Source organism: Rhizobium sp. AC27/96 (assembly GCF_001692325.1).
GTDB lineage: Bacteria > Pseudomonadota > Alphaproteobacteria > Rhizobiales > Rhizobiaceae > Rhizobium.
In genome coordinates, this window is record NZ_LXKN01000005.1 from 1 (window position 1) to 16,185 (window position 16,185).

Consider the following 16,185-nt stretch of genomic DNA (forward strand, 5'->3'; position numbering starts at 1 on the left):
AAGCTTATCGAGGCGGCCAACCTCATCCTTCAACGCGACAGGCCTTGGCAACAGGCACCGCAATGACATGGTTGCTTCTCCCCGAGGGGAGAAGGGGTTGCACACGAAAGTCTTGCTGCTGCGCTTTACTGCGTGATCTCCGGCTCGACGAGCTTTGCCAGATTGATCAGCGATTCCTGCCAGCCGAGATAGCAAGCCTCCGGCGGAATAACGTCCGGTATGCCCGCCTGGGTGATGTTCACCTCGGTTCCGACAAGAACCTTCTTCAAGGCGACGGTCACTTCCATTTCGCCCGGCAAGTTCGGGTCGTCGAATTTGTCGGTGTAGCGCACCAGCTCGCCGGGGACGAGTTCGCGAAACTCTCCGCCGAAGCTATGGATTTCGCTGGTCGTAAAATTGCGGAATGACATCTTGAAGGTACCGCCGACGGTGCCTTCGAAGTGGTGCACGCTGCAGGCAAAGCCATTCGGCGGCAGCCACTTGGCAAGCGCGTCCGCTTCGATGAATGCGCGATAGACCTTCTCCGGGCTCGTGGCCAGGACGCGGTGCAGGCGGATGGTATTCGGCATGGCTATGTTCCTTCTGGTTTGACGGAGTGGACGAGCCTAGGACGTGGCAGCTTTTGATAATCCGACATTGATGGATGATTTTTTCTCAAAATGAATTCCGTCAAGGCTTCTGGTTGAGGTTTTCGCTGTGGTCAAAGGACGGGCCACCCGCCCTCGTGGTTCGAGACGGCCCTTTGGGCCTCCTCACCATGAGGGCTACCTCCCTTACCTGGCTCGCAATTCGCTCCGCCCTCATCCTGAGCCTGTCGAAGGATCAGGGCGGCCCGCACGACCCCTGCCAATCTTGAAAAGAGCAGCTATTCATGTCCCACTGGTAATTCCCACGCATTTCCGCCATATACAGCTCGAAACACAGACGGACATACCACCATGAGCAATACGGTCGAATTCGCGCGGATGAACGGGCTTGGAAACAAGATCCTGGTTGTCGACATGCGCGGCCGCAAGGATGCGGTGACGGCCGAGGCGGCGATCGCCCTCAATGCGGATCCTGCCACCCAGTTCGATCAGATCATGGCGATCCACGATCCGAAGGCTCAGGGAACCGATGCCTGGATCGATATCCTCAATTGCGATGGGACCAAGGCGCAGGCCTGCGGCAACGGTACGCGCTGTGTCGTGCAGGCGCTCTCAGCCGAGACGGGAAAGAAGGTTTTTACCTTCCAGACGGTCGCCGGCATCCTGAATGCCGTCGAGCATGAGGACGGGACGATCTCCGTCGACATGGGCAAGCCGGTGTTCGCTTGGGACAAGATCCCCGTTGCCGAAGAATTCGTCGACACAAGCCGCATCGAGCTGCAGATCGGGCCGATCGACAATCCCATCCTGCATTCACCTTCCGTCATGTCGATGGGCAACCCGCATGCGATCTTCTGGGTCGACAAGGACCCGATGTCCTTCGATCTCGCCCGTTTCGGGCCGCTGCTGGAAAACCATCCAATGTTTCCCGAGCGCGCCAATATCACACTGGCACAGGTGATTTCGCCGACCTCACTGCGCACCCGTACCTGGGAGCGTGGCGCCGGTCTGACGCTGGCCTGCGGTTCCGCTGCTTGCGCCTCCGCCGTCAGCGCCGCCCGCACGGGCCGCACCGGCCGCAAGGTGACCATCGACGTCGCCTCCGCGCCGGCGCCGAGCCAGCTGACCATCGAATGGCGGGAGACGGACGACCATGTCGTCATGACCGGCCCTGCCGAGTGGGAATGGTCCGGCACTGTCGATCCCGTGACGGGAAGCTTTTCGCGCGATCCGGAGCAGGGGGCTCAGGCGCGGTGAGCGGGGTCGAGGTCATTACCTTCGGCTGTCGTCTCAACACCTATGAATCCGAAGTGATGAGGGCTGAGGCGGAAAAAGCCGGGCTCAACAATGCTATTCTGGTCAACACCTGTGCTGTCACAGGCGAGGCCGTGCGCCAGGCACGACAGGCGATCCGCCGCGCGCGCCGTGACAATCCGCATGCACGCATCATCGTGACAGGCTGTGCCGCGCAGACCGAGAAGCAGACCTTTGCCGAAATGGCCGAAGTGGATGCCGTTCTCGGCAACGAGGAGAAGCTGAAGAGCGCCTCCTATCGAGCGCTTCCGGATTTCGGTGTTTCGGCGGAAGAGAAGCTGCGCGTCAACGACATCATGAGTGTGCGGGCGACCGTACCGCAGATGATCCGCCATATCGACGGCCATGTGCGCGCTTTCATTCAGGTGCAGAACGGCTGTGACCATCGCTGCACCTTCTGCATCATCCCCTATGGCCGCGGCAATTCCCGCTCGGTGCCGATGGGCGCGGTGGTCGATCAGGCCCGTAACCTTGTCGAAAGCGGTTATCGCGAAATCGTGCTGACCGGCGTCGATGCCACGAGCTATGGTGCCGACCTGCCGGGAACGCCGACGCTCGGCCTGCTTGTCAAGACGCTTTTGAAGCAGCTTCCGGATATCCGCCGGCTGCGGCTGTCTTCGATCGACAGCATCGAAGCTGACAAACACCTGATGGATCTCATCGCCGACGAGCCGCGCTTCATGCCGCATCTGCATCTATCGCTGCAGCATGGCGACGACATGATCCTCAAGCGGATGAAGCGGCGGCACTCGCGCGCCGATGCTATCAGTTTTATCGAGGATGTTCGCCGTCTGCGCCCTGAGACGAGCTTCGGCGCCGATATGATCGCCGGCTTTCCCACCGAGACGGAAGAGATGTTTGCCAATGCCGTTGGTCTTGCCGAAGAGGCCGGCATCGCGCATCTGCATGTTTTCCCTTATAGCCCACGCCCCGGCACGCCGGCCGCCCGCATGCCGCAGCTCGACCGTACCCTGATCAAGGAACGCGCCGCCCGTTTGCGCGCGGCTGGACAAAGACTGCATCTGACCCATCTCGACAATATGGTCGGAACGCGGCAATGGCTGCTCATTGAGAATAATGGGCTTGCCCATACCGAAAACTTCACGCTTGCCGCCGCCCCCGGCCTTCGCCCGCGCGACCTTGTGCAGGTCGCAATCACCGGCCACAATGGCAAGCACCTCGACATGCAACTTCTAGCCGCCAACGCGGCCTAATGCTTCAACGGATACTTCATGGCGCTCGGTTTCATCAAAAAAGTCTTCACCTTCGGCCGTGAAAAGCCGGTTGAAGAGCCGGCGCCTGCGGAGGATTTGCCGAAGGTTGAGGCAGTTGCCCCGGAGCAGGGAGAGCCTGTTTCAGATATTTCGCCGGCTTCCGAACCTGCCGAGCCTGCGTCACCCCCCTCTGTCCCTTCGGGACATCTCCCCCACAAGGGGGGAGATCGGTTGGAGGATGCCGCAGCGGTCGCGCAAGAGCAACAGGTTGAAGAGCCCATAGAGGCAGCTGTTTCGCATGAGATCGAGGCTTCGGTTTCCGAGCCAGCCGCAGCTAATGTAGTTGCTGAACCAGAGCAGGCCGAAGACTCTGAAGCTGATGTTGCGGCAGAAGAGGTTACATCCGAACCGATCTCCCCCCTTGTGGGGGAGATGTCCGACAGGACAGAGGGGGGTGACGAAGGCTCGACAAACTCAGTGTTCTCGTCGGAAAGCATCGAAGCTCAGACAGAATCGGAACCGTCGCCGGAAACTACCGATACCCCAGCCGTAATTCCCATCCTCCCCAAGGGCTTCGCCACCGCCTCCAGCGTCCCCGAGCCCACCTCGGAAGCACCGAAACAAAAACTTTCCTGGTTCCAGCGCCTGCGCGCCGGCCTCGCGCGCACCTCGTCGCAACTCACCGGCCAGATCGCCGCGCTCTTCACCAAGCGCAAGCTCGACGATCAGACGCTGCAGGATCTGGAGGATCTGTTGATCCAGGCCGATCTTGGCGTCGAGACGGCGATGCGGGTCACCGATACGCTGGCCTCGGAACGATACGGCAAGGACGTCACGAGCGAGGATGTCGGCCGCATCATGGCGCAGGAAATCGCCAAGGTGCTGAAGCCGGTCGCCAAGCCGCTGCAGCTCGATCTCAGCCACAAGCCGCATGTCATTCTCGTCGTCGGCGTCAACGGCACCGGCAAGACGACGACCATCGGCAAGCTGGCCTCGAAACTCTCAGGTGCCGGGCTGAAGGTCATGGTCGCCGCCGGCGACACGTTCCGTGCTGCCGCCATCGAGCAATTGAAGATCTGGGCCGACCGTACGAAGTCGGAGTTCATCGGCACCAAGCTCGGCGCGGATGCGGCCGGCCTTGCCTTCGACGCCTTCCAGCAGGCCAAAGCCAACAAGAGCGACGTGCTGATCATCGACACCGCCGGCCGTCTGCAGAACAAGGCGGAGCTGATGGCCGAGCTCGAAAAGATCGTCCGCGTGCTCGGCAAGCTCGATCCGGATGCGCCGCACACCGTGCTGCAGACGCTGGATGCCACCACGGGCCAGAATGCATTGAACCAGGTGGAAATCTTCCGCAATGTCGCGGGCGTCAACGGGCTGATCATGACGAAGCTTGATGGCACGGCGCGCGGCGGCATCCTTGTCGCCATCTCGGCCAAGCATAAGTTGCCGGTCTATTTCATCGGCGTCGGCGAAGGTGTAGACGACCTCGAGCCGTTCGAGGCCGAGGATTTCGCCAACGCCATCGCAGGGACGGGCGCTGGAAGCAGCCAATGAACGACAAGAACAAATTCGACGATAGCGAAAGTGCCGCAATGACGACCAGCGACAACGAACTCACCCCAAGTGCCGCCGACAAGCATCATCCGATGCTGAAACTGGTGCTGGAACTCGGGCCCTTGCTGGTGTTCTTCTTCGGCAATCTGCGTGGAGAGTGGCTGGCGCAGCAATTTCCGCAGTTGGCGGCGCTTGGCGGGCCTCTCTTCGTCGCCACCGGCCTGTTCATGGCGGCAACGGTGCTCTCGCTCGTCGTTTCGAAGGTCATGCTCGGCCATCTGCCGCTGATGCCTTTCGTATCAGGCATCGTCGTCCTCGTCTTCGGCGCGCTCGGCATCTACCTGCAGAACGAAACCTTCATCAAGATGAAGCCGACCATCGTCAACGCCTTGTTCGGCGTGGTGCTGCTCGGCGGCCTTGGTTTCGGCAAGTCGCTGCTTGGCTATGTCTTCAATGCCGCCTTTCAGCTCGATAGCGAAGGCTGGCGCAAGCTGACGCTGCGCTGGGGCCTGTTTTTCCTGGTTCTGGCCGTGCTCAATGAAGTCGTCTGGCGCCTGTCGAACTGGTATTACCTGCCCGACGTCAAGGCTGCCGACAATCTCTGGGTTAATTTCAAGGTCTGGGGAACGATGCCGATCACCATCCTCTTCACCCTGTCGCAGATGCCGCTGATCATGAAGCATACGATCGAGCAACCGGCGGAATCAGGCAAATGATCGAAGCCGTCGACGCGCAGAACCGCTACCGGCAGCAAAACTTCTGGTTCATCGCCTGCGCCCTCGTTCTGCTCGTGCAGATCGTGGCGGAATATATGATGGGCCGCGTGCCGATCTGCACCTGCGGCTATGTGAAGCTGTTCGAGCCTGTTGTGAAATCCAGCGGCAATTCGCAGCATATCGCCGACTGGTACACGCCGTCGCACATCATCCACGGTTTCCTGTTTTTTGGCCTCACGCATCTGATCATGCGCCGGAAGCCGCTGTCGATGCGCCTGTTCGTTGCCACGCTGATCGAATCCGGCTGGGAGCTCCTGGAGAACTCCCCCATCATCATCAACCGCTACCGCGCGGCGACGATCTCGCTCGATTATGTTGGCGACAGCATTCTGAATTCGGCGATGGACGCAGTGTTCATGGTGGTCGGCTTTTTCTTTGCCTGGCGTGCGCCGGTGGTCGTGACGATCGCCATCGCCATCTTCTTCGAGCTGCTGACCGGTTACCTGATCCGCGACAATCTCACGCTCAATGTGCTGATGCTGGTCTGGCCAGTCGAGGCGATCAAGACCTGGCAGGGTGGGATTTAGCCGATTTTTAAATTTAGCGATGGCAGCACTCACCATTGCCAAAAATCGCCATAAAATTGCATTTACTCTCGTAATATCGCGTCACGGCAAAGTCGTTGCTGCTGTGCGATCTTGCGAGGGGGCGCAGATGTCGAGCATCGCAGTCGCAGTGCTATTGGCCGTAGTCACATCCAAATCGCCGACAGGTTTCACCGATGCCGGACTTCTGATTGCCGATTGCAACAGCAGCTCTCGGCAACTTGTTTCCGGCTATGTCATCGGCTGGCTGGATAAATGGAATCGAGATGATTTTCTTGCCCGTCGCGGCATTGCCCAATCGATCCCCAATGTCCGGGCGATGACGAACTGGGGCTATTTCGGCGAGTCTGTCGGCGTCGATATCTGCATTTCACCGCAGCTTGATCCAGCAAAGATCACTGGCATGTTCTGCGATTTCCTTACCCACAATCCAACACTCAAGGATGCACCAGCTGAAGATGTCATGAACACGTTCACGCGCGGCAATTTCCTCTGTGACAAGCAATAACTCCGATTATTTCGGCTCAAAGCAGAGTGTGCGGTCGGACTTCAGGATACCGGCTTTCCCTGCGCCTTCGCTATGGCCGGATAGAGCCCTTCCTTCAAACTCGTCGGCGTAAACGGGCCGACCTGCTTGTAGAGGATCGTACCGTCGGGGGCGACGAGGTAGCTCTCCGGAATGCCGTAGACGCCCCAGTCGATGGCGGCGGTGCCATTGGGGTCGATGCCGATCGCCTTGTAGGGATTGCCGAGCTCGCCGAGGAAGCGCAACGCATTCTCGCTCGTATCCTTGTAATTGATCGCGACGATATTGAGCCGTCCGTCCTTGGCAAGTTCCTTCAGCACGGGATGCTCGTCGCGGCAGGGAATGCACCAGGAGGCGAAGACGTTGACGAGGGTGAGCTTGCCCTTGATGGCGTCGTCGGTCAGTGACGGCAGATTGGAGCCTTCAAGCGGCGGCAAAGCGAGTTTCGGCGCCTTCGTGCCGATCAGTGCCGAGGGGATGGCGGAGATGTCGGTGCCGTGAACTTCCTGGTCGTACATGACCTTGCCGACAGCAAGCGCGATGCAGGCAAAGACGATGAGCGGGATCAGCGCCAGCAAATAGCGCGCGGTGCCGCCGCCGCCGGATTTCGGCTGGTCCTTGTTATCGGCATCGGTGGTCATTTCGCGTCGCCTTCGGGCGGGCGCTGCGAGCGGCGGCGAATGCCGGATGCTTCAAGCGCCGCCAGTTCGCGGCGGCGCAGGCGTCCGTCGATCCATGTCCAGGCGATGATGGCAAGGATCATGACGCCGGCAAAGCCATAGGAGCCGAAGACATAGAAGGGATGGGTCATGCTATTCCTCCCGGCTTGCCATGCGGGCGGCAATGCGGCGCTGCGCGGCGATGCGGCGGCGCCAGATCTCGTTGCGGATCGCCATCAGATGCAGCGTAAAGAACAACAAGGTGAAAGCCAGCGCCATGATGAAGAGCGGCCAGAGGAATTCCGCGTCGATGGCCGGGCCATCCATGCGCATGATGCTTTCCGACTGATGCAGGGTGTTCCACCAGTCGACCGAGAACTTGATGATCGGAATGTTGATGAAGCCGACCAGCGTCAACACGGCGGCGACGCGCGCGGCCTTGGACGGATCGTCCATGGCGCGGTTGAGCGCGATCAGGCCGAGATACATCAGGAACAGGATGAAGACCGAGGTCAGGCGCGCATCCCAGACCCAATAGGTGCCCCACATCGGCTTGCCCCAGAGCGAGCCGGTGACGAGTGCAATCAGCGTGAAAGCGGCGCCGAGCGGGGCGGCGGTCTTGCCGGCGACGTCGGCCAGCGGATGGCGCCAGACGAGCGTGCCGATCGCCGACATGCTCATGATCGTATAGCACATCATCGAAAGCCAGGCGGCCGGAACGTGAATATACATGATGCGGACGGTATCGCCCTGCTGGTAATCGCCCTCGGTCGTAAACGAGAGATAGAGGCCGATCGCTAGGAGTATGGCCGTAATCGCCGCCAGCCAGGGAATGAGACGCGCCGAGAAAGCCAGGAACCGCGTGGGGTTGGCGAGGTCGGAAAATCGGCTGATCGCAGGGCTGATATCGCTCATGCGGCTTGTTTAACCCGATATGGCTTTTCCGGCAATCGACAGCATTGTCTCAGATGAGCGAAAGAGTATCTCATCAAGATCAATCTGTCGTGTTGCGCAGCGCGAGCGCGGCGGCGGCCGGGCCGATGACGGCGAAGAACAGGGTCAGCGCGATGAGGATCAGGAAAGGTGGCAGGAAGGGTTGCGGCCCTTCGACTGCGGCATAGGTGGCGCTGACGCCGAAGATCAGCACCGGGATTGCCAATGGCAGCACGAGGATCGACACCAGCAGGCCGCCGCGCGGCAATGCCACCGCCACCGCCGCGCCGACCGCGCCGATAAAGGTGAGCGCCGGCGAGCCGACAAGCAAGGTGAGCGCCGTCGCCGCGATTGCGGTCTCGCTCATATTCATGAAGAGTCCTAGCAGCGGCGAGGCGATGACCAGCGGCAGGCCCGTCGCCACCCAATGCGCCGCGCATTTGATAAAAACGGTGAGCACCAACGGCGTTTCCTGCATGACGAGCAGATCGAGGGAGCCATCATCGCGTTCGGCCTGGAACAGACGGTCTAGGCCGAGAAGGCAGGCAAGCAGAGCGCCGATCCAGACGATGGCCGGGCCGATGCGGGACAGCAGTTTCAGGTCGGGACCGACGCCGAAGGGAATGACCGCGACGACGGTCAAGAAGAAGAGGATGCCGATGAGGGCACCACCGCCGGCGCGGACCGAGAGCTTGAGGTCGCGGAGGAAGAGGGCGGTCATGGGGTGATCCTGCCGTGGCGAGAGATACCCCCCTCTGTCCCTTTCGGGCCATCTCCCCCACAAGGGGGGAGATTGGTAACTTGTAGCGCGCACGAGCCCCAATCTAACATCGAATCCGCAGAGACAGAGCTTAGCACCTTTGTAAGCAGATGCCGCAGGCTCCCAACGATCTCCCCCCTTGTGGGGGAGATGTCCCGAAGGGACAGAGGGGGGTGACGCAGGTTCGGCAAACTCCTCATTGTCGACATCATCCCCAAACCCCTTCGCTTACCCCGGCAAACCCGGTCATCCGCATTTCCTGCACATTCTCCAGTTCCAGCGGCTGATGTGTCGCGGCAAGGACAATGCCGCCCTTCTGCTGATGCGCCGAGATCAAGTCGGTAAAGAGCTGGTCTGCAGAAGTGTCCACCGCCGCCGTGGGTTCGTCGAGGATCCAGATCGGGCGATGGGCGACCAGGAGTTTGGCGAAAGCGATTCGGCGCTGCTGGCCGGCGGAGAGGTAGCCGAATGGGAGATGGGCGATATCGGCAAGCCCGACGGCATCCGCCGCCGCCTCGATACCGAGACCGGCGCCCCCCGGCATATCGCCAAGGAAGGTTTTCCAGAATGTCAGGTTTTCGGCGACGGTCAGCTCCGATTTCATTGCATTGCGATGGCCGAGATAGTGGCTGGCTTCGCCGGGCGCGCGCTCCGAATCGCCGTCGATGCCCGACAATGTGACGCGACCCTTTTCCTGCCTTAGAAGACCGGCCACAACACGCAGAAGCGTCGACTTTCCAGAGCCGTTGCGGCCGGTGAGAACGAGCGCGTCACCACCCTCCAAGCCAAAGGAAACGTTCGAGAAAATCAGGTCTTCGCCCCGCCTCGCCGCCAGATTTTCAGCCCTTAGATGCATTCGCTCAGGCTTTCCTATTTTCTTTACCGCAATGCGCAAAAAATTGTCCAAATTTGCATCTTGTCACTCTGGCAAGTCTTTACGAAATTATCTATAAGACCTGCAACCACGCCAGCGGTCGGCGTGAATTTCATCCTTGCGCCGAACATAAGGTTTTCTGCCTTACGTGCGGACAGCGGAAATGGCCGTACCCGCATCCTGATGTGCATAAAGTGCATAGGCGTTCGCACGACTGTGTTGGCTATCAGAAACGGGGTATCTCGTGTCTAAATCTCTTGACAGTTTCAATTGTCGTTCCACGCTGACCGTGGACGGAAAAGACTATGTCTATTTCAGCCTGCCCAAGGCTGAAGCGAATGGTCTGCCCGATGTTTCCAAGCTGCCTTACTCCATGAAGGTGCTTCTGGAAAACCTGCTGCGTTTTGAAGACGGGCAGTCGGTCACCAAGGAACATATCCTCGCCGTCGCCGAATGGCTGACCAACAAGGGTACCGTCGAGAACGAAATCGCCTATCGCCCGGCGCGCGTGCTGATGCAGGACTTCACCGGCGTTCCCGCCGTGGTCGACCTTGCCGCCATGCGTGACGCGATGGTCTCGCTGGGTGGTGATCCGGAGAAGATCAACCCGCTGGTTCCCGTCGATCTGGTCATCGACCACTCGGTCATCGTCGACGAATTCGGCACGCCGCAGGCTTTCGCCCGCAACGTCGAGCTTGAATATCAGCGCAATGGCGAGCGTTACCGCTTCCTGAAGTGGGGCCAGCAGGCGTTCAAGAACTTCCGCGTCGTTCCTCCCGGCACCGGCATCTGTCATCAGGTGAATCTCGAATATCTCGGCCAGACTGTCTGGACGAAGGAAGAGGACGGCGAAACCATCGCCTATCCCGACACCTGCGTTGGCACCGATTCGCACACGACCATGATCAACGGTCTCGGCGTTCTCGGCTGGGGCGTCGGCGGTATCGAAGCTGAAGCCGCCATGCTCGGCCAGCCGGTTTCCATGCTGCTTCCGGAAGTCATCGGCTTCAAGCTGACGGGCAAGCTCAAGGAAGGCGTCACCGCGACCGACCTCGTTCTGACCGTCGTGCAGATGCTGCGCAAGAAGGGCGTCGTTTCCAAGTTCGTCGAATTCTTCGGCCCCGGCCTTGACGCACTGCCGCTCGCCGACCGCGCCACCATCGGCAACATGGGTCCGGAATACGGCGCGACCTGCGGCTTCTTCCCGGTCGACAAGGAAACGCTGAACTACCTCAACATGTCCGGCCGCGCGAAGGATCGCATCGCGCTCGTCGAAGCCTATTCAAAGGCTCAGGGCATGTGGCGCGACAATGACGGTGCCGACCTCGTCTTCACCGATACGCTCGAGCTCGATCTTGGCGACGTCGTACCGGCCATGGCTGGCCCGAAGCGCCCGGAAGGCCGTATTCCTCTGGAAAACATCGCCTCCGGTTTCGCCGGTTCGCTGGAAACCGAATACAAGAAGCCTGGCCAGCTCTCCAACCGCTATGCGGTCGAAGGCACGGACTTCGATCTCGGCCATGGCGACGTTGCGATCGCCGCTATCACGTCGTGCACCAACACCTCCAACCCCTCGGTGCTGATCGCTGCCGGCCTGCTCGCCCGCAACGCCGTCGCCAAGGGTCTGAAGAGCAAGCCGTGGGTCAAGACCTCGCTGGCGCCAGGATCGCAGGTTGTCGGCGAATATCTCGCCAAGTCCGGCCTGCAGGCTGATCTCGACAAGCTCGGCTTCAATCTGGTCGGCTTCGGCTGCACCACCTGCATCGGCAACTCCGGCCCGCTGCCGGCGCCGATCTCGAAGACGATCAACGACAAGGGCCTGATCGTATCAGGCGTTCTCTCCGGCAACCGCAACTTCGAAGGCCGTATTTCGCCTGACGTCCAGGCGAACTACCTGGCCTCGCCGCCGCTCGTCGTCGCCTATGCGCTGGCCGGCTCGGTGCAGCTCGACCTGACGAAGGAGCCGATCGGTGAGGACCAGAACGGCAAGCCGGTCTATCTGAAGGATATCTGGCCGACCTCGCATGAGATTCAGGAATTCATCCTGAAATACGTCACCCGCGAACTTTACGAATCCAAGTACGCCGACGTCTTCAAGGGCGATGCCAACTGGCAGGCCGTGCAGGTTCCTCCGGGCCAGACCTATGCCTGGGACGACAACTCGACCTATGTCCAGAACCCGCCTTACTTCGTGGGCATGGGCAAGACCGGCGCCGGCATTTCCGATATCAAGGGCGCCCGCGTTCTCGGCCTCTTCGGCGACAAGATCACCACCGACCACATTTCCCCGGCCGGTTCGATCAAGGCTGCCTCGCCGGCTGGTTCCTACCTCATCGGCCATGGCGTCGGCGTCGCCGACTTCAACCAGTACGGCACGCGCCGTGGCAATCATGAAGTGATGATGCGCGGCACCTTCGCCAACATCCGCATCCGCAACCACATGCTCGGCCCGAACGGCAAGGAAGGTGGCTACACCATCCACTATCCGTCCAAGGAAGAGACGTCGATCTACGATGCGGCCATGCAGTACAAGGCCGAGGGCGTTCCGCTCGTCATCTTCGCCGGTGTCGAATACGGCAACGGCTCGTCGCGCGACTGGGCTGCCAAGGGCACCAACCTGCTCGGCGTACGCGCCGTGATCGCCCAGTCCTTCGAGCGTATCCACCGCTCGAACCTGGTTGGCATGGGCGTCATCCCCTTCGTCTTCGAGGACGGCACCACCTGGGCCACCCTTGAGCTGAAGGGCGACGAACTCGTCACCATCGAAGGCCTGGCCGATATCAAGCCGCGCGAGCGCAAGATCGCCAAGGTTACCTATGGCGACGGCACGGTTCGCGATATCCCGATCATCTGCCGCATCGACACGCTGGATGAGGTCATCTACGTCAACAATGGCGGCATCCTGCAGACCGTTCTGCGCGATCTCGCTGCCTGATAGGCTCTAAAAGCCGCAAATTACGCGCCGCCGGGGAAAGTTTCCCGGCGGCGTCTTGTTTTTCACGCCGATGTGTACGGCAGGTCAGGTGCCGCACGCCGGTCTCACCCCATCGTGACTTTGCGTCATCACGCTAAACTATTATCTCTTGTTTCAGATTTTTCGGGCTTGATACGGGCTTGGTTGCCCGAAGGAGCGTGAGTGGTTTCAGGGCCTGCGCAGGCAGACGGCCTTTGAAATTTGACAATGAGGTACAAGGGAAATGCGCCTTCGACTTTCGATTCTACTTCTGGCAGGCATCGCGCTGGCAAGTTCGCTGCATGCGCAGGAGGCTGCGAAGATCAAGGGCGTGGTCGAGCTCTTCACCGCACAGGGCTGCGCTTCCTGTCCACCCGCCGACGCCGCTTTCCGCAAGCTGATCCGCCAGGGTGACGTGGTGGCGCTTGCCTATCATGTCGACTACTGGAACTATCTCGGCTGGAGCGACACGATGGCGTCCAAGGACAATACGGCGCGCCAATATGCCTATGCGCGCGCGCTGGGCCGCAGCGGCGTCTACACGCCCCAGGCCGTCGTCAATGGCCGCGACCATATGAACGGCGCGGATCTCAATGCGATCAACGTCAAGCTCGATAGCTTCCAGCGCAGCGGCGAAGGTCTGACCATCCCCGTCAATGCCGCCATGAAGGACGACGAGCTGTCGATCAAGATCGGCGCTGGCCAAGGCAAGGCCAATGTGGTCGTCGTCTATTTCGACAAGGAACAGATGGTGGCTCCGAAGGGCGGCGAAAACAACGGCCAGCAGATCGCCTACATGCATGCGGTTTCAGATGTCGAAACCGTTGGTATGTGGGACGGCAAGGCCATGAATATCGTCCTGCCCGCCAATGTGCTTGATAAGGCCGGCCGCAGAGGGCTTGCGGTTCTCCTGCAGTCTTCGACGCCCACGGGCGATCCCGCAGCCATCATCGGCGCGACGGTGTTGACCATCGGCTCGGACGGCTGAGCGGCTTTTTTTTAAGCTGACCCCTAAGCCTTCTATTTCGGCTGGCGCCGAAAAGGGTCCCTATTTTGGCTGATGCCAAAAAGTCCTCTATTTCGGCTAACGCCGAAGAGAGCGGGGTGCCCGGCGAGGACGCATTCGGGGCTGGGGTTTATCGATACGCCCCCGGCCGGGCCGCTTGACGCGGCGGCGCCAAGCGGTTGCCTATACTTCCTGCAAATCGGGCGGCGTTTTGACTGAAATGCGGCGCCGCCGAGATGCTTTCGGGGGCAGGAAAGAAATTGTGAGCCGCCAGGTGTCTTGCAATTTGGTGCGGCTGAGGCAAACTGTCATTCTCTTGTCATGAGATAGCCCCTGGGGGATTGATGACTGATCAGCCGGATTTGCGCCATAGCGAAAGCCGTTCCGTCGACACCAACACCACCTCCGTCGTCGTCGATCTCAGGGAATACAAACAGAGCAAGGACCCGCTGCCGGTGACATTCCATCGCCGTGAGCTGGATGCCATTCTCTGGATCTACGGTCGTATGGTCGGGGAGGGCGAGTGGCGGGACTATGCCATTGACCACCTCAAGGACATGGCGGTTTTCTCCGTCTTCAAGCGCTCAGGCGAATTGCCGCTCTTCCGCATCGAAAAGAACCCGAAGCTGGCAGCCAAGCAAGGCGCCTTCTCCGTGGTCAACACCAACGGCATGATCCTGAAACGCGGCCATGACCTGCAACAGGTCCTGAAGGTTTTCGACAAGCAGCTGAAGCTGGTGGATAAGTAGCTTTTTTCAGTTGGCTGCGTTGTTTGCGGAGAGTGCTGCACCCCCTCCGTCACTGTCGTGACATCTCCCCCACAAGGGGTGAGATCGTTGGGAGTTTGCGGGACGCCCCTTCAAACCAACAGCCCACACATTCAACAGATTCGATATTCGTTTAGGGCAAGAGCGTGCAGCTGGTTACCAATCTCCCCCCTTGTCGGGGAGATGTCGCGACAGCGACAGAGGGGGTATCAGAGGCTCAACACGAGCGCAAATCTACCCCTCAAACAACGTCCCTGGATAAACGCCTAGATCCGGATCGCTCTCCGCGCCGTCGCCGAGCGCCTTCTGCATCAGCATCGTGTCCAGCCACCGGCCATGCTTGTAGCCCGTGCCTTTCAGCAGCCCGACCTCGGTGAAGCCCGCCGAGCGATGCACGGCGACGGAGGCCGGGTGAGCGCCGCCGATGACGGCGATCATCTGGCGGAAGCCCAGCGTCTGGCAGCTCTCCACCAAGGCTTTGAGTAGCAGCCCGCCAACACCGTGGCCGCGAGCTTCCGGCGCGAGATAGATCGAATCCTCCACCATCCAGCGATAGGCTGGGCGGGTGCGGAATGCCGAGGCATAGGCATAGCCGAGGAACGCGCCGCCTTGGTCCTCGGCAACAATGTAGGGGTAGGCCTTTTCCTGGATCGCCTGGAAACGGCCAGCCATCTCCTCTTCGTTTGGGGGCGTGATCTCGTAGCTGGCCGTGCCATTCAGCACGGAATCGCGGTAGATGGCGGTGATGTGGGGGAGGTCGTTTACGGTTGCGCTGCGAAGGCTGACGGACATTGCTTTTCTTGCCTGATCTGCTCGATGTGATGGTCGATATCAAATCGCAGGACTATGCTCCAGGCAAATAAAAAGGCGGCCGAAGCCGCCTTTCCGAATGTCTCGTTCAAGCCGTGCGATTAGCGGCGATTGCCCATAAACTGCAGCAGGAACATGAACAGGTTGATGAAGTCCAGGTAGAGCGACAGGGCGCCCATGATGGCCTTGCGGCCAGCCACGGTGGCATCGTCGGCAGCGTAGTACATTTCCTTGATCCGCTGCGTATCGTAGGCGGTGAGGCCTGCGAAGATCAGCACGCCGATCACCGAGATGGCGAACTGCAGGGCGGACGAAGCCAGGAAGATGTTGACCAGCATCGCGATGATCAGGCCGAAGAGACCCATCATCAGGAACGAACCCATCGCCGACAGGTCACGCTTGGTCGTGTAGCCGTAGAGCGACAGGGCGCCGAACGAGGCGGCGGTCACGAAGAAGGTCTGCACGACGCTCTGGCCGGTGTAGATGATGAAGATTGACGACAGCGACAGGCCTACCAGCGCGGCGTAGACCCAGAAGGTCGTCGTCGCGGCGGCCACGCTCATGCGGTTAATCCTGAAGCTCAGGAAGAAGACCATTGCCAGCGGAGCCAGAATGACCACCCACTTCAGCGGGCTCAGATAGATCGCCTGGCCGAAGGCCGTGATCTGTCCGTTGGAGAAAGCGAGCGAGAACGAAAGATAGGCAGCAACACCCGTGATCGCCAGACCCAGCGCCATCAGGTTATAGACCTTGAGCATGTAGGCTCGAAGGCCTGCGTCTATCATCGCACCGGATTGCGCATCGCTCTGCGCCCGGTTTTGGTAATTGCGAAAGTCAGCCATGTTTTCCTCTTTCAAGCTCCAAAGTGAGTACGGTGTCGGGCCTCTCGGGCCCAGGCGCCGCT

At 60.2% G+C, this 16,185-nt stretch carries 17 protein-coding genes; 9 read left to right on the plus strand and 8 right to left on the minus strand.

Annotated elements, in window-relative coordinates; translation table 11 throughout:
- Window positions 1-125: 125 nt before the first annotated feature.
- Entirely contained in the window at window positions 126-569 is a 444-nt protein-coding gene (locus tag A6U86_RS07860; protein WP_068388692.1) for an SRPBCC family protein, read from the minus strand.
- A 369-nt stretch (window positions 570-938) separates the two neighbouring features.
- Between A6U86_RS07860 and dapF the strand changes: the two genes are divergently transcribed.
- From dapF to A6U86_RS07895, 6 genes are read left to right on the plus strand one after another with little or no spacing between them, the layout of a single operon-like run.
- Window positions 939-1,844 carry a diaminopimelate epimerase gene (gene dapF / locus A6U86_RS07870; protein ID WP_068388699.1) on the plus strand — a complete coding sequence of 302 codons (906 nt, stop codon included), beginning with the start codon at window positions 939-941 and terminating at the stop codon, window positions 1,842-1,844.
- Entirely contained in the window at window positions 1,841-3,115 is a 1,275-nt protein-coding gene (gene mtaB, locus A6U86_RS07875; RefSeq protein ID WP_068388702.1) for a tRNA (N(6)-L-threonylcarbamoyladenosine(37)-C(2))-methylthiotransferase MtaB, read from the plus strand. The genes dapF and mtaB overlap by 4 nt, the downstream gene beginning before the upstream one ends.
- 18 nt (window positions 3,116-3,133) lie before the next feature.
- Window positions 3,134-4,672 carry a signal recognition particle-docking protein FtsY gene (ftsY, locus tag A6U86_RS07880; RefSeq protein ID WP_068388705.1) on the plus strand — a complete coding sequence of 513 codons (1,539 nt, stop codon included), beginning with the start codon at window positions 3,134-3,136 and terminating at the stop codon, window positions 4,670-4,672.
- Window positions 4,669-5,388 carry a septation protein A gene (locus tag A6U86_RS07885; RefSeq protein ID WP_068388708.1) on the plus strand — a complete coding sequence of 240 codons (720 nt, stop codon included), beginning with the start codon at window positions 4,669-4,671 and terminating at the stop codon, window positions 5,386-5,388. Before ftsY ends, A6U86_RS07885 begins: the two co-directional genes overlap by 4 nt.
- Window positions 5,388-5,975 carry a DUF2585 domain-containing protein gene (locus tag A6U86_RS07890; protein ID WP_068389184.1) on the plus strand — a complete coding sequence of 196 codons (588 nt, stop codon included), beginning with the start codon at window positions 5,388-5,390 and terminating at the stop codon, window positions 5,973-5,975. The genes A6U86_RS07885 and A6U86_RS07890 overlap by 1 nt, the downstream gene beginning before the upstream one ends.
- A 19-nt stretch (window positions 5,976-5,994) precedes the next feature.
- Window positions 5,995-6,501, plus strand: coding sequence for a hypothetical protein (locus tag A6U86_RS07895; protein WP_141683653.1), 507 nt, complete (start codon window positions 5,995-5,997; stop codon window positions 6,499-6,501).
- Between the two features lie 41 nt (window positions 6,502-6,542).
- Here the strand turns inward: A6U86_RS07895 and A6U86_RS07900 are convergent, their stop codons facing one another.
- The 5 genes from A6U86_RS07900 to ccmA form a co-directional block, all read right to left on the minus strand.
- Window positions 6,543-7,160 (minus strand): DsbE family thiol:disulfide interchange protein, encoded by a 618-nt coding sequence (locus A6U86_RS07900; protein WP_068388714.1) that lies wholly within the window; start codon window positions 7,158-7,160, stop codon window positions 6,543-6,545.
- Window positions 7,157-7,330, minus strand: coding sequence for a heme exporter protein CcmD (gene ccmD, locus A6U86_RS07905; RefSeq protein WP_068388717.1), 174 nt, complete (start codon window positions 7,328-7,330; stop codon window positions 7,157-7,159). Before ccmD ends, A6U86_RS07900 begins: the two co-directional genes overlap by 4 nt.
- A 1-nt stretch (window position 7,331) precedes the next feature.
- Window positions 7,332-8,093 carry a heme ABC transporter permease gene (locus A6U86_RS07910; RefSeq protein ID WP_068388719.1) on the minus strand — a complete coding sequence of 254 codons (762 nt, stop codon included), beginning with the start codon at window positions 8,091-8,093 and terminating at the stop codon, window positions 7,332-7,334.
- A 79-nt stretch (window positions 8,094-8,172) separates the two neighbouring features.
- Window positions 8,173-8,832: a heme exporter protein CcmB gene (gene ccmB, locus A6U86_RS07915; RefSeq protein WP_068388721.1), complete on the minus strand. Its 660-nt coding sequence runs from the start codon at window positions 8,830-8,832 to the stop codon at window positions 8,173-8,175.
- 247 nt (window positions 8,833-9,079) lie between these two features.
- Window positions 9,080-9,727, minus strand: coding sequence for a heme ABC exporter ATP-binding protein CcmA (ccmA, locus tag A6U86_RS07920; protein ID WP_068388724.1), 648 nt, complete (start codon window positions 9,725-9,727; stop codon window positions 9,080-9,082).
- Window positions 9,728-9,989: 262 nt separating this feature from the next.
- Here ccmA and acnA point away from each other — a divergent pair, with 262 nt between their 5' ends.
- The 3 genes from acnA (at window position 9,990) to A6U86_RS07935 (ending at window position 14,453) form a co-directional block, all read left to right on the plus strand.
- On the plus strand, window positions 9,990-12,680 hold the full coding sequence (gene acnA / locus A6U86_RS07925) for an aconitate hydratase AcnA (protein WP_068388727.1): 2,691 nt from the start codon (window positions 9,990-9,992) through the stop codon (window positions 12,678-12,680).
- 262 nt (window positions 12,681-12,942) lie between these two features.
- Window positions 12,943-13,686, plus strand: a complete 744-nt coding sequence (locus A6U86_RS07930) for a thioredoxin family protein (protein ID WP_068388731.1) — start codon at window positions 12,943-12,945, stop codon at window positions 13,684-13,686.
- Between the two features lie 362 nt (window positions 13,687-14,048).
- On the plus strand, window positions 14,049-14,453 hold the full coding sequence (locus A6U86_RS07935) for a DUF2794 domain-containing protein (RefSeq protein WP_068388734.1): 405 nt from the start codon (window positions 14,049-14,051) through the stop codon (window positions 14,451-14,453).
- A 252-nt stretch (window positions 14,454-14,705) separates the two neighbouring features.
- Here the strand turns inward: A6U86_RS07935 and A6U86_RS07940 are convergent, their stop codons facing one another.
- Window positions 14,706-15,263: a GNAT family N-acetyltransferase gene (locus tag A6U86_RS07940; RefSeq protein ID WP_068388737.1), complete on the minus strand. Its 558-nt coding sequence runs from the start codon at window positions 15,261-15,263 to the stop codon at window positions 14,706-14,708.
- Window positions 15,264-15,382: 119 nt separating this feature from the next.
- Complete coding sequence (locus tag A6U86_RS07945; RefSeq protein WP_068388740.1) at window positions 15,383-16,123, minus strand: Bax inhibitor-1/YccA family protein; 741 nt, start codon at window positions 16,121-16,123, stop codon at window positions 15,383-15,385.
- Between the last annotated feature and the right edge of the window lie 62 nt (window positions 16,124-16,185).

What these genes read in the sequence shown, in the direction of transcription:
- A6U86_RS07900 (WP_068388714.1), bottom strand. Translation starts at nt 7,160, where the DNA reads ATGACCACCGATGCCGATAACAAGGACCAGCCGAAATCCGGCGGCGGC.
- ccmB (WP_068388721.1), bottom strand. Translation starts at nt 8,832, where the DNA reads ATGACCGCCCTCTTCCTCCGCGACCTCAAGCTCTCGGTCCGCGCCGGC.
- A6U86_RS07930 (WP_068388731.1), top strand. Translation starts at nt 12,943, where the DNA reads ATGCGCCTTCGACTTTCGATTCTACTTCTGGCAGGCATCGCGCTGGCA.
- ccmD (WP_068388717.1), bottom strand. Translation starts at nt 7,330, where the DNA reads ATGACCCATCCCTTCTATGTCTTCGGCTCCTATGGCTTTGCCGGCGTC.
- A6U86_RS07935 (WP_068388734.1), top strand. Translation starts at nt 14,049, where the DNA reads ATGACTGATCAGCCGGATTTGCGCCATAGCGAAAGCCGTTCCGTCGAC.
- ftsY (WP_068388705.1), top strand. Translation starts at nt 3,134, where the DNA reads ATGGCGCTCGGTTTCATCAAAAAAGTCTTCACCTTCGGCCGTGAAAAG.
- ccmA (WP_068388724.1), bottom strand. Translation starts at nt 9,727, where the DNA reads ATGCATCTAAGGGCTGAAAATCTGGCGGCGAGGCGGGGCGAAGACCTG.
- A6U86_RS07945 (WP_068388740.1), bottom strand. Translation starts at nt 16,123, where the DNA reads ATGGCTGACTTTCGCAATTACCAAAACCGGGCGCAGAGCGATGCGCAA.
- A6U86_RS07910 (WP_068388719.1), bottom strand. Translation starts at nt 8,093, where the DNA reads ATGAGCGATATCAGCCCTGCGATCAGCCGATTTTCCGACCTCGCCAAC.
- A6U86_RS07895 (WP_141683653.1), top strand. Translation starts at nt 5,995, where the DNA reads ATGGCAGCACTCACCATTGCCAAAAATCGCCATAAAATTGCATTTACT.
- A6U86_RS07885 (WP_068388708.1), top strand. Translation starts at nt 4,669, where the DNA reads ATGAACGACAAGAACAAATTCGACGATAGCGAAAGTGCCGCAATGACG.
- A6U86_RS07860 (WP_068388692.1), bottom strand. Translation starts at nt 569, where the DNA reads ATGCCGAATACCATCCGCCTGCACCGCGTCCTGGCCACGAGCCCGGAG.
- A6U86_RS07940 (WP_068388737.1), bottom strand. Translation starts at nt 15,263, where the DNA reads ATGTCCGTCAGCCTTCGCAGCGCAACCGTAAACGACCTCCCCCACATC.
- dapF (WP_068388699.1), top strand. Translation starts at nt 939, where the DNA reads ATGAGCAATACGGTCGAATTCGCGCGGATGAACGGGCTTGGAAACAAG.